This is a genomic window from Micromonospora sp. NBRC 107095, assembly GCF_030269705.1.
Lineage (GTDB): Bacteria > Actinomycetota > Actinomycetes > Mycobacteriales > Micromonosporaceae > Micromonospora > Micromonospora parva.
The window spans coordinates 834,428-848,062 of the sequence record NZ_BSTU01000001.1 but is presented as its reverse complement, the minus strand read 5'-3'; the positions used below and the strand labels follow the sequence as shown (position 1 = coordinate 848,062).

The following is a 13,635-nucleotide window of genomic DNA, read 5'->3' as shown; positions in this document are numbered from 1 at the left end:
CAGCATGCGAACGAGCAGGTCGGGTGACGTTTCGGCTGCTTGTCGAGGTGCCCCCGGCAGGATTCGAACCTGCGACACACGGTTTAGGAAACCGATGCTCTATCCCCTGAGCTACGGGGGCGCGAGGGCACAGTCTAGCGACCTGGGCGCTCACCTGAGGTGGCAGGGAGTGGCCCACTTTCGCCCACGTTCCCCGGACCCCTGTTCGCCCAGCCCAGGGAGTCTCTACGCGAGTTTGCACAGCACCACCCCTGCCGATCTTGCTCGTTTGGGCTGGTAGGGGTCTTGTCGCAAATGCAGGCCCAGAGGACGTTGAGGCGTTGTCTGGATAGGGCGACGGCTTGGCGGTGGGCCTTTCCCTCGGCTCTCTTCCTGTCGTGGTAGGCGCGAGATCGTGGGCAGTGGGTCAGGGCGGTGAAGCTGGACAGGCTCAACACCCGACGCAGACCACGGTGACAGCGGTGTGGCCGCTGCGACCTTGCCGGCGGCCGGAGTCCCGGGAGATCGGTGCGAGGCCCGTGTTCGCGGCGAGTGCCGCGGGGCCGGCGTAGGTGGTGAGGTTGCCGGCGTGGCGAGGAACTCGGCGGCGAGGGCGGCGCCGATGCCGAGCAGGCTGGTGACAATCTCTCCCAACTCGTGCTCGGCGACAACCGCGGCGATCCAGCCCGCCGTCGCCGGGGTGGCGACCCTCGGGCGTCACGCCGCCCGCCCGCCGCGGCGAGTGGCGAGATGCCGGCGGATACCCCGGGGGGGTATATTCTTGTGGCGAGGGGAGGTGCCGAGATGTCCCAAGAGACCTCTGAGCAGGAGAGTCACCCGACGGCGCACCACGGTGGGCACGACAAGCACGCCGGGCACGACCCGGAGGCGTTCCGGCGCAAGTTCTGGCTGACCCTGGTCCTCACGGTGCCGATCGTGGTGACCAGTCACATGGTGATGAACTGGTTCGGCTACCGCGTGGACTTTCCCGGCATCGAGCTGGTCGGGCCAGTGTTGGGAACCGTTGTTTTCGTGTACGGCGGCTCGCCGTTCCTGCAGGGCGCGGTCCGGGAGGTACGGGACCGGGCGCCGGGCATGATGCTGCTGATCGCGATGGCGATCACGGTGGCCTACGTGGCGTCGCTGACCACCGCGGTCGGCGCGTTCGACCTGGACTTCTGGTGGGAGCTGGCCGCCCTGGCGACCATCATGCTGCTCGGTCACTGGCAGGAGATGAAGGCCATCGGCCAGGCCCAGGGGGCACTCTCCGCGCTGGCCGCACTGCTGCCCGACGACGCCGAACGCATCGGTGAGGACGGCCAGCCGCAGGCGGTGTCGGTCACCGACCTGCGCGTCGGCGACGTGGTGCTGGTCCGCCCGGGTGGCCGGGTGCCGGCCGACGGGAAGATCGTCGACGGGGCCGCCGAACTGGACGAGTCGATGATCACCGGAGAGTCCAGGCCGGTGGCACGGAGCGTCGACGACCGGGTGGTGGCCGGCACCATCGCCACCGACGCGGCGATCCGGGTCCGGGTGGACGCGGTCGGCGACGACACCGCCCTCGCGGGCATCCAACGGCTGGTCGCGCAGGCGCAACAGTCCAGCGGTAGGGCACAGGTGCTCGCCGACCGGTTCGCCGCCTGGCTGTTCTACATCGCCACCGCCACCGCGGCGGTCACCCTGGCTGTCTGGACCGTCGTCGGGAATCTCGACGAGGCCGTCGTACGCACCGTGACCGTGCTGGTGATCGCCTGCCCGCACGCCCTCGGCCTGGCCATCCCCCTGGTGATCGCCCTGTCCACCGCCGTGGCGGCCAAGGGCGGCATCCTGGTCAAGGACCGACTCGCGCTGGAGCGGATGCGCACCGTGGACGCGGTGCTGTTCGACAAGACCGGCACCCTGACCCGCGGGGAGCACGTCGTGACCGGGGTGGCCGGCACCGGCGGCACCGGCGATGACGAGGTGCTCGCCGTCGCGGGCGCGGTCGAGGCGGACAGCGAGCATCCCCTGGCCCGGGCGATCGTCGCCGCCGCGCAGCAGCGGCAACTGTCCCGCCGGGCGTCCGGGTTCCGGTCGCTGACCGGACGCGGCGTCCAGGCGGAGGTCGACGGCGTCACGTACGCCGTGGGCGGCCCGGCGCTGCTGCGCGAGGTAAACGCGACGGTACCCGAGGACCTATCCGTCCGTACCCGGGAATGGGCCGGCCGGGGATCGGCGGTACTGCACCTGCTGCGGACCGACGGCGACCGGGTGGCCGTGGTCGGTGCCCTCGCGCTGGCCGACGAGGTCCGGCCGGAGGCCCGGCAGGCCATCGCCGACCTGCGCGCCCAGGGTGTCCGGAAAATTGTGATGATCACCGGGGATGCCCGGCCGGTCGCCGACGCGGTCGCCGCCGACCTCGGCTTCCGGGCCGGCGAGGACGAGGTGTACGCCGAGGTGCTGCCCGCCGACAAGGACGACGCCGTGGCCGACCTGCAGAAACGGGGCCTGCGGGTGGCCATGGTCGGCGACGGGGTCAACGACGCCCCGGCCCTGGCCCGCGCCGACGTGGGCATCGCCATCGGCGCCGGCACCGACGTGGCCATCGAGTCCGCCGGAGTGGTGCTGGCCTCGTCGGATCCACGCGGGGTGACCGGGGTGATCGCGCTGTCCCGCGCCTCCTACCGCAAGATGATCCAGAACCTGGCGTGGGCCGCCGGCTACAACGTGGTCGCCCTGCCCCTCGCGGCGGGCGCGCTGGCCTGGGCCGGGGTGACGCTCAGCCCCGCCGTCGGCGCGGTGCTGATGTCGGCGTCGACGATCGTGGTGGCCCTCAACGCCCAACTGCTGCGCCGGGTGCGGCTGCGCCCGCAGGAGACGAGGTGACCGGGTTCGCGACGCGGGCCGGCCGGCCGCCGGTAGCGTGGTCGGCATGACTGGCATGTCGGCGGTGCGAGGCGGACGTCTCGTCCGTCTCGTGCTGCTGACCGCCACCCTGATCGGCCTCGCGGCGATGCACAGTCTGGGCCACCAGCCAGCCGTGGCCGGCCCGCACCACGGGGCGGCCATGGCACCGGAGGCGCAACGGGGAGCGATCCTGACGGCGGTTGCCGCGATGAACGACGCGGGCCCGCATGGGTGTGCCGGGGACGGGTGCGAGGGAGTGACCGCCGCGCCGGGTGGCACGCCCGGACACATGCCCGGGTGGGCGCTGTGCCTGGCGGTCGTCGGCGCGTTCGGGGTTTCGCTGGCGTTGACGGCGGCCCTGCTGCTGGGCCGAACGGGCGTCACCTCCCGCGACCGCAGCCAGCCGTCCGTGGCGGTTCCCCGAGGCCCGCCAGCGTGGTCCCCGATGGGCCAACGCGTCGCCGCGGTGTCGGTGTTGCGCCTATAGAAGCGCCCGCGACGGTCACCTCCCGGTGACCCCGCGCCCGCTTCCGCGCACGTTCACCGACTCCGAAAGGCTTACCTCACCATGTCCCGTACCCTCCTGCGCCGTGCCCTCGTGGCCGGCGTGAGCCTCACCGCCACCGCCGTCCTGGCCGGCTGCGGCAGCAGCGACGACCACGGCGCGGGCGGTGGCGGCCACGGCTCGCCCACCGCCACCGCCCCGGCCGACGGCACCTCGGCCGCGGCGCACAACGCGGCGGACGTGATGTTCGCGCAGATGATGATTCCGCACCACCAGCAGGCTGTGGCCATGGCCGACCTGGCCGCCACGAGGGCCGCCGACTCGCAGGTCAAGCAGCTCGCCGCCCAGATCAAAGAGGCCCAGGCGCCGGAGATCGCCACCATGAGCGGCTGGCTGACCGCCTGGGGCACGCCGACGCCGAGCGGTGCGCCCACCACCATGCCGGGCATGGACCACGGCGGCACCGCCATGCCGGGGATGGACCACGGCGGTAGCGGCGCCCCGACCCGCTCCGCCATGCCCGGGATGGATCACGGCATGCCCGGCATGATGTCCGACGCCGACATGACCCGGCTGTCGGCGGCCTCGGGCCGGGACTTCGACCGGCAGTTCCTCACCATGATGATCGCCCACCACGAGGGAGCGATCACCATGGCCCGGACCGAGGCCGCCCAGGGCGCCAACAGCGACGCCAAGGCACTCGCCGGACGGATCGCCACCACCCAGCAGACCGAGATCGACACGATGAAGACCCTGCTGGCCCGGATCTGATCGGTGCGTCGCGGTGCGGTGGCCGGACCCGTCCGGCCACCGCACCCGTCACGACAGGTACGCCAGATTGATCATCATGCCGACCTCGGCGTGATAGGCGTTATGGCAGTGGGTCATCCACTCACCCGGGTTGTCGGCGTCGAGGCCGACGGTGACGGTCTGCCGGGCCGGCACGACCACCGTGTCCTTACGGGTGCCCGAGCCGACCACGCGAAGGTGTGCCCGTGCACGTGCATGGGATGGAACATGGTGCCGCGGTTGACCAGCCGCAGTCGTACCCGCCCCCCGCCGCACGGTCAGCGGCATGATGCCGAGCACGACGATGCCGATGCTGGAGACGTACCCGAAGTCGGTCAACCTGGACCGAGCGAAGCTGGCGGCGGCGATCGACGCCCTCAACGACTGCGCGCAGGCGTGTACCGCGTGCGCGGGCGCCTGCCTGAGTGAGGACATGGTCGCCGAGTTGGCCAGGTGCGTCCGAACGAACCTGGACTCCGCCGACACACGCCAGCGTGCCTGATCGCGGCCGGGGTCTGCCCCACCGCCGTCCGCCCATCCGGCGAGGGGTGCGGGTTCGGCGTGGTCAGTGCGGATGCCGGCGGCCAGCACCACCTACGTGTTGAAATGGATCTACTCAATACCGAGTAGAGTCCATGCTTCGAACTACAGGATGAGGCCGAGGGATTTGATGAGCCCGAGCAGCACGACTCCTCGGATCGCAAGGGAAGACGACCTCGCGGGCTTCACGGCCGGCCAGTTCCTGGCCGTGACGAAAGCCCTCACGATGATTCTGGCTCTCCCGCCGTCAGCCGCCGACCACGTCGATGCGCTCGTCATCGCCAGTGGCCAGGGCGAGGAATGGCGCTTCACCCATGCGATCCGCAGCTGGGAGACGAACCTCGATCTCCGCTACCTCCTGGTGGCCAACGGCAACCCGACCGAGAAGACCTACGTCGACATCACACTCGGCTACCTGCGCAGCCTCGGCCTCCGTCGCGTCGGTGGAGTCCACGTCCAGGCCGAGCCGGCTCCCAACACGGCCCTGCAGGCCGCGTGGATCGTCAACCAGGTCAAGGCCCACGGCATCACGAGCCTGGCGCTCGCCGTCTCTCCCTACCACCTGCCCCGCGCCTACCTCACGCTCCTCAAAGCGTTCACCGAGTCAGGCGTTCGCCTTCCCATCATTCCGGTGCCGGTGGCGGTGCCCCCGGACCGGCTGGTCCCGGAAACCGGAGCCACCGCCTACGACCTCGTGCCCGGGGAGGTGAAGCGCATGCTGACGTACGCGGACCAGGGGTGGATCGCCACGCTTGAGGAGCTGCAGCAGTACCTGCAGTGGCTGTGGAGTCATCACGAGCCGCTTCTCCGAGGGGGCTCGCGACGGTCTGTCGAGGATGGCGTGTCGGCCTGACATCCATCGAGGACGCCGGTGCAGCAGGCCGGCAGCCTACGAGCGCGGGAGTCGGGCGGCGCGGCGACGCTCGGTGAGCCGTCGCGCCTTCACCGCGTTGCCGCAGTCGGCCATCCGGCACCAGCGGCGGGAACCGTTGCGGCTCTGGTCGAGGAACAGCCAGCCACAGCCACCTTCGAGCACCGGGCAGCGGCGCACCCGGGTCAGGTCGGCCGTCAGCATGACGTCGAAGGCGGCCTCGGCGATCCGGTCGGGCACCAACATGGCCGGCACCGTGCCGTACGCCAGCCGCACCCGAGACGAGTCGAGCACTAATCGCGCCCGGGCTGCCGCGCCGGACCAACGCTGGTGCAGGGCGACGAGTGCGGCACCGGCCGCGATGGGGTCGCCCGGCCTACCACCGTCGGGGTCGATGATCGCCGCAAGCAGCACGAGGTGCAGCCCTTCGCGGATGTCTCGCACGGCGGCCAAACCGGCGTGCGCCGCTGCGGGCTCGTCGCGCCACGCCTGAGCAACCTGGTCGGCCTCCGCGTCGCTGATCAGACCCACCCGGACCGACCAGCGCAGCAGGGCGGAGCTGTCGGACAGGAAGTCGTGCTGCGACTCGCCCCCTCGCTCAAGTGTGTTGACCAGATCGAGCACAGGGTGCCCGCCGACCAATGGCAGCTGACACACGTCGAGTGGCATGCCGACAAGGCTACCACCTAAACCCCCGAAGGAGGTTATGCTGCGGCCGGGCCCAGGGTCGGTGACGGCGGCGCGGCCCGCCGCCACGTCATCCCGGTCGGACCGCAGCGGGGGGCTCAGGCGATCGGCACAGAACCGGTGAGGTGAGCGAACGCGTACGCCACTGCCCTGATCACGAGGCATGGGCGCCGGCGGCGTCGAGCCGCTCGACGTGTGCGGCGTCGAGCTTGACGTCGATCGCCGACATGGCAGCCGCGTACTGGTCGAGGGTCCGCGGCCCGATCAGCGGCACGATGCTCGGCGACGTCTGATGCATCAGCCACGCGAGCACCAACTGGTTGGGCTTGACCCCCAGCTCGGCGGCGAGTGCGGTGAGGGCCGTGAGGCGCGCCTCGGCATCCGGGCCCTGGTACGGATCCATGATGTCGTGGTTCCGCCGCTTCGCCGGATCATCGTAGACCCCCTTGAGGATCGGCGAGTACGCGACCAGGGTCAGGTCGTCGTGCGTCCGCAGATAGTCGAGCTGCTCGTCGTCGACGATGGACTTGTGGTCGAGCCCGGCGCGGCGACGGAGGTAGCTGTGTTGTTGCTGTACTGCTACCGGCGCGGGCCAACCATGGCGGTCACAGAGCTGCCGGATGCGTTCCAGCCGCCAGGTGCGCACGTTGCTCCAGCCGATGTACCGCGCCTTGCCGTCGCGGACGATCTCCGCCAGGGCGGCCAGCGTCTCCACCAGCGGCGTCGACCGGTCGTCGACGTGCACGTAGAACAGGTCGACGTGGTCGGTGCCGAGCCGTCGCAGACTGTCGTCGATGCCCCGGCGTACGGTGTCGGCGCTGGCACCCTCGAAACGGGCCTGGACCTCTTCCCACGTCTTGCCACGGGCCTCTTCCGGATCGGCCAACCGCGCACCGCACTTGGTGGCGAGAAAGACCTTGTCGCGCCGACCGCCGCGGGCGAGCCAACGGCCTATCAGCTCCTCACTCTCGCCACCGGTGTTGCCCGGCGACGGCCACCACGCATAGCAGTTGGCGGTGTCGACAAAATTGCCCCCGGCATCGAGGTAACGGTCCAGCATCTCCACCGACGACGCCTCGTCGGTGAGCGTTCCCATCAACATGCACCCGAGAGCGATCTGACTGACCTGCTCACCCGTACGCCCCAATTCCACAGTCCTCATGGCGGGAAAGCTATCTGTTCTCGCGTCCTCCACGTCAACCCGTTGCGCTACTCGAAAAGCGCGCCGGTCATACGCCTCTGCGGAACGGAAAAGGGCGAGCTGCGCCGCTGTCGGAGCCTGAGATTGGCCGATGCCCGCATACCGACGCATCGTGGTAGCCACCGGTGGCTACCACGATGACTCAGGTCAACGGCGTCCGCGCCAATGGCGCGGTGGAACATCCCGACGGCGACGGGTGGCTGGTTCAGCAACTCGACGCCGTCGGGCACGTCCGCGACGCGGCACCGTCAGTTCTGCAGCGCGGGGCGGCCGGGCGCGACGTACTGCCACCCTGCCTGCTGCCACTCCTCGGCGTTGAGCAGGTGCCGCCCGTCCACGATGTTGCGGCTCTTGACCTCCTTGCCCAGCACCCGGGGGTCGAGGGTGGCGAATTCCTGCCAGTCGGTCAACAGGGCCACCGCGTCGGCACCGCGGGCCGCGTCCAGCGGGCTGGTGGCGTAGGTCAGGTGGGGGAAGGCACGCCGGGCGTTCTCCATCGCCCGCGGGTCGTAGACAGCGGCGACACCGCCCTCTCGGCTGATCAGCTCGGCCACGTACAGCGCGGGCGAGTCGCGGATGTCGTCGGTGTTGGGCTTGAACGCGGCGCCGAGCACCGCCACCCGCCGCCCGCTGAACCCGCCGCCGCACTGCTTGCGGAGCAACTCCACCACCCGGTCGCGGCACCGCAGGTTCACCGCGTCGACCTCGGCCAGGAAGGCCAGGGCGTGGCCGACGCCGAGGTCGTGGGCGCGGGCCCGGAAGGCCCGGATGTCCTTCGAGATGCAACCGCCGCCGAAGCCGAGGCCGGCCTTGAGGAACTGCTCGCCGATGCGCGGGTCACGTCCGAGCGCTTCGGCGACGACTGTGACGTCGGCGCCGCTCGCGTCGCAGAACTCGGCGATCGCGTTGATGAAGGAGATCTTCGTGGCCATGAAGGAGTTGGCGGCGGTCTTGATGACTTCGGCGGTGGGAAGATCGGCCACCACCACCGGAACGCCCGCCTCGATCAGCGGCGCGTAGACCTCGCGGAGCACCGCCTCGGCGGACGTATCGGCCACGCCGAGCACGAGGCGGTCCGGGCGCAGGGTGTCGGCCACCGCCGTGCCCTCGCGCAGGAACTCCGGGTTCCAGGCGACCGCCACCTTCTCGCGGTCGGGCGCCAGAACGCGGAGCATCTCGGCCAGGTGAGCCGCCGTGCCGACCGGCACGGTGGACTTGCCGACGACCAGGCACCCGTCCGCCAGCGACGGTGCCAGACCCTCGATGGCCGCGTGCAGGTGGCTGAGGTCGGCGGCGCTGGTGTCGCTGCGCTGCGGCGTGCCCACGCAGATGAAGTGCACATCGGCCGTCGCGGCGTCCTCGTACGCGGTGCTGAACCGCAGACGCCCCTCGGCGAGGTTGCGGGTGATCAGCTCGTCCAGCCCAGGCTCGAAGAACGGCACCCGGCCGTCTGCCAGCGCGGCGATCTTCTCCGGGTCGATGTCGATCCCGATGACCTGATGCCCCAACTCGGCCATACCGGCGGCGTGTGTGACACCGAGATACCCGCAGCCCAGCACGGAGATCGTAAGCACTGTGCCTCCTAATTCCAGTCCGCTGATGGTTTGCTGGCGGCCGCTGCCGTCCGCCGTAGGCCTTCTTTGAGGGCGACCTGTGGCCGCCAGCCCAGTTCCCGCTCCGCCCGAGTGATGTCGGGGCAGCGCTGCCGAGGGTCGTCCTCGTCGGCCTCGATGAACTTCAGCGGTGACCGGCTGCCCGTCACCTCGAGGATCATCTGGGCCAGGTCGCGGATGGTGACCTCGTCGACGTTGCCGATGTTGACCGGTTGCCCGTAGTCGCTCTCCGCGATCGCCAACAGGCCTCGTGCGGTGTCCTCGGCGTAGCAGGGCGACCGCGTCTGGTTGCCGTCGCCGTGGATCGTCAGGGGGACGCCGTCGAGGGCCTGGGCGATGAAACCGGAGATAACCCGACCATCCGGGCGCATCCGCGGCCCGTAGCTGTTGAAGATGCGCGCGATACCCACGCTCACGTCGTGCTTCTTGCCGTAGGCCGTGGTGAAGGCCTCGGCGAACCGCTTCGCCTCGTCGTAGACCGATCGCGCACCGATCGGGTTGACGTTGCCCCAGTACCCTTCGTCCTGCGGATGCTTCAGCGGGTCGCCGTACACCTCCGAAGTGGAGGCCAGCACGAAGCGGGCTCCGCATCGGCGGGCGATGCGCAGCGCGTTGTGTGTGCCGTAGCTACCGACGAGCATGGTCTCGATCGGCAGCCGATAGAATTCGGGAATCGACGCCGGCGACGCCAGATGCATCACCAGGTCGACCGATCCCGGCGTGTCGAATTCCTCGGAGACATCCGCCTCCACGAGCGTGAAACCCGGCCGGCCCATCAGGTGCTCGATGTAACTGCGGTGCCCGGTGGAGAAGTTGTCGACGCCAATCACCTCCACGCCGGCGGAGAGGAGCTGCTCGCAGACGTACGAGCCGAGAAATCCTCCACCGCCGGTCACCAAGGCTCGTCGGAATCTGCTGGATTGCGACACGGGAACCTCCAATCCCTGTCGAAAGTGGGTTTGGACCTCGGCTACGCGGAGCCTTATCGCACCGCCGCGTCAATGCTGCGACGGCTGAGCCCACTCTCCGGTGGGATGAACGTACTGTCGGCCGGGTACTCTGCACGCGGCTCGACCAGCACTCAACGGGCCCGCACGCCTACCGTTGCGACGGACTGGCGCTACCTCAGACAGCGGGCGGAAGAACAGCTTGTTCGCGCACGTCGTGTCGGCCGGCCGCCTCGTCGCGGATCTGCCCGAGTAGCTCGTCGGCCTCCAGGCGACCCAGCAGTGCGTGGAACTGGTCGAAGATCCCGAGCGCCTGGGAGGCCCACTCCAGTGCGGAGGAGTAGTCCCGTCGAGCCCGGTGTACCCGCGCGAGCGCCAGGCAGAATCGCGCGGTGGCGAGCCGGTCGCCGTTTCGGCGGGCGATCGCGTACCCGTGGTTCAGCGTCACCGCCGCTTGGTGATGCTGGTGCTGCCGCAATTTCACGAGACCGAGCCCGTGCAGCACGTGTGCCTCGCCTGCGCGGTCGTGGCCGCCGCGTACCAGTTTCAGGGCCTTGGTCAGCTCTTCCTCGGCCCGGGTCAGGTCGCCGTCCTCGAAGTGCAGTTCACCCAGCCGGTGCAGCACCATCGCCTGGACCCGGGTGCTGTTGACCTCGGTCACCTTCCGCAGCGCCTCGGCCAGCAGTTCGGCGGCGGAGCCGCGCTCGCTCCATTCCAGCTTGATGCGCGCCATGCCGCTGAGGATGTGCGCGGTGCCAGCCGCGTCCCCGAGCGGATGCAACGCGGCAAGTGCCTCGCTGTAGCGCGCCCACGCCTGATCGAGGTCACCGTGCACCCGGTCGAGGAAGGCGAGGTGCCGTAGGGCGAGGGCGCGGCCCCGGGCCTCGCCGATCTCGTCAAACACCTCAAGCGCCTGGGTCAGCCGGGCGCGCGCGTCGTCGAAGCGCTGCTCGACGATGTCCACCGCGCCCAGCGAGTACAGCATCGCGGCAGTGCCGAGTCGGTCGTCAGCCTGCCGCGCGGTGAGCAGGGCGATCTCGTGAGTGGCTCGCCAGTCGTCGAGGTAGCTGCCGGTCTCGAAGAGCGCCACCATGGTGATCGCCAGGTCCCAGCAGTAGTCGGGAGCGCCGGCTTGGGATGCCTGGCCCACTGCGGCCACCGCGGCGGCTCGCTCGCTCTCGAACCACATCAGCGGATCGCGCAGCAGGTCGTGGACGAGGTTTCCAGGCAGACTCCAACGCTCCGCCCTGCTGTGGATCACGGTGTAGTCGCCGCCGTAGAGGATGCGGTGCGCCTCGTCGGCGAGGAACAGCCACGCACCGAGGAGACGCCGAGCGGCCTCGAGCCGGACCGGTGCGGTCTCCTCGGCCGCGAGCCGCTCACGGGCGTAGACCCGGACCAGGTCGTGCAGCCGGTAGCGGGTGTCGACGCCGAATCCGCCCACGACCTCCAGCAGCTGCGCGTCCACCAGCGCGTCGAGCGTGTCCGACGCGGTGGACACGTCGATGTCGAGCAGCGGCGCGGCGGTCCAGCTCGGGAAGTCGTGGGTCTCGAGCAGGCCGAGCCGCCGTAACAGCCGTTGCGCCTGCTCGTCGAGGCCCTCGTAGCTGATCGCGATGTTGGTCCGCACATCCAGGCCGCCGTGCGCCAGCTCGTCCAGACGCCGACCCTCGTCCTCAAGTCGCTCGGTCAGCTGCGCCATCCGCCAGTGCGGACGGGCGATCAGCCTCGCGGCCGCGATCCGCAGCGCCAGCGGCAACCGACCGCACAGCTCGACAAGGCGCAGGGCCTCGCGCGGTTCGGCGGAGGCCCGTTCGGAGCCGATCATCCGGGTCAGCAGTTCGACGGCGTCGCGCTGTTCGAGTGCACTCACCTCGACGAGGCGGGAGCCGGGGATGCCGGCCAGGCGGCGCCGACTGGTCACGATCACGCCGCAGCTGGGGCTGCCCGGCAGGAGAGGGTAGACCTGTCGCTCGTCGACGACGTCGTCCAGGACGATCAGCACCCGGGACGCGGCGATCTGGCTTCGAAAGGTCGCTGCGCGCGCCTCCAGCCCCTCCGGTATCGAGGACCCGGGCATGCCGAGCGCGCGGAGAAAACCGTCGAGGATCTGGGAAACACCGCCGCTGTGTGACCGCTCCGGACCCAACCGGGTGAACAGCAGCCCGTCCGAGAATTCCCCGGCCAACTCGTGCGCCAGATGCACGGCGAGGGTCGTCTTTCCCGCGCCGCCGCGGCCGGTGATGGTCAGGACCGGCACGGAGTCGTGGTCGGAATGGCCGCTGCCATAGCGCAAGAAGTCGCCCAACTCGGTCACGAGCTCGCCGTACCCGGTGAAGTCCGGTATGTCGGCAGGCGCCATTCGGGGCACCGGGGGCGCCGGCTCGATCGGATTCGGCCATTCCGGCTCCACTGCCGGGCCGGGCTCGAGGTCTCCGTTGAGGATGGCCCGCTCCAACAACCGGAGCGGCTCACTCGGCTCCAACCCGAGGTCGTCGATCGAGGCCTGCCGTGCCGACCGGTATGCCGCCAACGCCTCCGCCTGCCGACCGGCCCGGTAGAGCGCGGTGATCAGCTGTTGCCACAGCCGTTCACGCAGCGGGTGCTCGGTGACGAGCGCCATCAGTTCGTCGATGGTCTCGCGATGCCGGCCGAGGTGCAGCTCCAGTTCCAGACAGTCCTCGACGACGGCGAGCCGTCGCTCAGCGATCCGGGTTGCCGCCGCCTCGACCAGCCGGCTGTCCACGCCGCTGAGCGGAACTCCGCGGTACAGCGCCAGGGCCTGCCGAAAACCCGACGCGGCATCCTCCAGCCGTTGCTCCCGCAGCGCCGTGCGGGCTTCGCTCAGAAGGTCGTTGAAGATGTGCAGGTCCAGCTCACCCTCGGCGATTCTGATCTGGTAGCCGGCCGGGTTGGTGACGATCCGATCGTCGAGACCCGTGCCTCGCAGCGCACGTCGTACCGCCGATATACAGATCTGAATCTGACTTTTGGCTGTCGATGGCGGCGATTCCTCCCATACCGCCTCGATAAGCCGGCCGAGCGGGACCACATTATTGGCCTCCAGTAGCAGCATGGCGAGCACTGTCTGCTGCCGGGAGGCGGTGATGCTGGCGTTCACAACGTGCAAGGGTCCAAGTATGCGGAAAACCTGCAAATTTCCTCCCCGTCGACAAGCTTCCTCCCCGTCGACAACGACACATCGCCAGCCCAACGGCGCCCCCCGGAGCTGGCCGGATGATCGTTTGACGCCCCGCATAGGAGAACGTTTTACATGGTAGCGAAGCATGCAGGCCGGCACCAGGCGAGATTCGGGATCGCCGATGTTTCAGAGCGTCTATGAGATGACGTGTTGGCCAGGCGCAGGTGAACGCACGAGACGGTGATTCGACGGGTCACGCCGGCGGTGCCAGCCCGGCGGGCGCGGCGTCAACGTGCACCCGATGACGCTCGCAGTTCCGCGTCAGCAGACGACGGCGGGTGCGTCAGGCCGGGGCTCGCTCGACGGTCCACCCAGCCGCGAGTTGGGCAGCGAAGTCCCGCGAGCCGAAGCCTCGCTGGCGCCGAGCATTCTCGGGTCACCGCCGCCGCAGCCCCTCTCAACCGGGACGGCGGGT

Annotated in this window: 10 protein-coding genes, 1 tRNA gene and 1 pseudogene; 5 read left to right on the top strand and 7 right to left on the bottom strand. The window is 69.8% G+C overall.

What is annotated here, in order from left to right:
- Positions 1–48 precede the first annotated feature (48 nt).
- Positions 49–121, bottom strand: a tRNA-Arg gene (locus QSK15_RS04005).
- Between the two features lie 662 nt (positions 122–783).
- On the opposite strand from QSK15_RS04005, the gene QSK15_RS04000 reads away from it, so the two are divergent.
- The 3 genes from QSK15_RS04000 to QSK15_RS03990 all read left to right on the top strand — a co-directional run bounded on the left by QSK15_RS04000 (position 784) and on the right by QSK15_RS03990 (position 4,141).
- Positions 784–2,844 carry a heavy metal translocating P-type ATPase gene (locus QSK15_RS04000; protein WP_285792940.1) on the top strand — a complete coding sequence of 687 codons (2,061 nt, stop codon included), beginning with the start codon at positions 784–786 and terminating at the stop codon, positions 2,842–2,844.
- 46 nt (positions 2,845–2,890) lie between these two features.
- Positions 2,891–3,352: a hypothetical protein gene (locus tag QSK15_RS03995; protein WP_285792939.1), complete on the top strand. Its 462-nt coding sequence runs from the start codon at positions 2,891–2,893 to the stop codon at positions 3,350–3,352.
- Between the two features lie 81 nt (positions 3,353–3,433).
- Entirely contained in the window at positions 3,434–4,141 is a 708-nt protein-coding gene (locus tag QSK15_RS03990; protein WP_285792938.1) for a DUF305 domain-containing protein, read from the top strand.
- 48 nt (positions 4,142–4,189) lie between these two features.
- Here the strand turns inward: QSK15_RS03990 and QSK15_RS03985 are convergent.
- Positions 4,190–4,428: pseudogene (locus tag QSK15_RS03985) on the bottom strand (multicopper oxidase domain-containing protein); the annotation flags it as partial.
- Between the two features lie 17 nt (positions 4,429–4,445).
- Here QSK15_RS03985 and QSK15_RS03980 point away from each other — a divergent pair.
- Both QSK15_RS03980 and QSK15_RS03975 read left to right on the top strand, forming a co-directional pair.
- Complete coding sequence (locus tag QSK15_RS03980) at positions 4,446–4,661, top strand: four-helix bundle copper-binding protein (RefSeq protein ID WP_285792937.1); 216 nt, start codon at positions 4,446–4,448, stop codon at positions 4,659–4,661.
- A gap of 168 nt (positions 4,662–4,829) precedes the next feature.
- Entirely contained in the window at positions 4,830–5,552 is a 723-nt protein-coding gene (locus QSK15_RS03975; RefSeq protein WP_051708200.1) for a YdcF family protein, read from the top strand.
- Between the two features lie 36 nt (positions 5,553–5,588).
- Here the strand turns inward: QSK15_RS03975 and QSK15_RS03970 are convergent, their stop codons facing one another.
- From QSK15_RS03970 to QSK15_RS03950, 5 genes are all read right to left on the bottom strand, one after another.
- The gene (locus QSK15_RS03970; RefSeq protein ID WP_285792936.1) at positions 5,589–6,239 is read right to left on the bottom strand and encodes a CGNR zinc finger domain-containing protein; all 651 of its coding nucleotides are present in this window, start codon (positions 6,237–6,239) and stop codon (positions 5,589–5,591) included.
- 172 nt (positions 6,240–6,411) lie between these two features.
- A complete protein-coding gene (locus QSK15_RS03965; protein WP_285792935.1) occupies positions 6,412–7,419 on the bottom strand; it encodes an aldo/keto reductase in 1,008 nt (335 codons plus the stop codon).
- A gap of 287 nt (positions 7,420–7,706) precedes the next feature.
- Positions 7,707–9,032: a UDP-glucose dehydrogenase family protein gene (locus QSK15_RS03960; protein ID WP_285792934.1), complete on the bottom strand. Its 1,326-nt coding sequence runs from the start codon at positions 9,030–9,032 to the stop codon at positions 7,707–7,709.
- Between the two features lie 8 nt (positions 9,033–9,040).
- Positions 9,041–10,000 carry a GDP-mannose 4,6-dehydratase gene (locus tag QSK15_RS03955; protein WP_377619855.1) on the bottom strand — a complete coding sequence of 320 codons (960 nt, stop codon included), beginning with the start codon at positions 9,998–10,000 and terminating at the stop codon, positions 9,041–9,043.
- A 196-nt stretch (positions 10,001–10,196) separates the two neighbouring features.
- On the bottom strand, positions 10,197–13,139 hold the full coding sequence (locus tag QSK15_RS03950; protein ID WP_285792932.1) for an AfsR/SARP family transcriptional regulator: 2,943 nt from the start codon (positions 13,137–13,139) through the stop codon (positions 10,197–10,199).
- Positions 13,140–13,635 lie beyond the last annotated feature (496 nt).

Coding starts and splice junctions, on each gene's coding strand:
- QSK15_RS04000 (WP_285792940.1), top strand. CDS start 784: ATGTCCCAAGAGACCTCTGAGCAGGAGAGTCACCCGACGGCGCACCAC.
- QSK15_RS03995 (WP_285792939.1), top strand. CDS start 2,891: ATGACTGGCATGTCGGCGGTGCGAGGCGGACGTCTCGTCCGTCTCGTG.
- QSK15_RS03990 (WP_285792938.1), top strand. CDS start 3,434: ATGTCCCGTACCCTCCTGCGCCGTGCCCTCGTGGCCGGCGTGAGCCTC.
- QSK15_RS03980 (WP_285792937.1), top strand. CDS start 4,446: ATGATGCCGAGCACGACGATGCCGATGCTGGAGACGTACCCGAAGTCG.
- QSK15_RS03975 (WP_051708200.1), top strand. CDS start 4,830: ATGAGCCCGAGCAGCACGACTCCTCGGATCGCAAGGGAAGACGACCTC.
- QSK15_RS03970 (WP_285792936.1), bottom strand. CDS start 6,239: ATGCCACTCGACGTGTGTCAGCTGCCATTGGTCGGCGGGCACCCTGTG.
- QSK15_RS03965 (WP_285792935.1), bottom strand. CDS start 7,419: ATGAGGACTGTGGAATTGGGGCGTACGGGTGAGCAGGTCAGTCAGATC.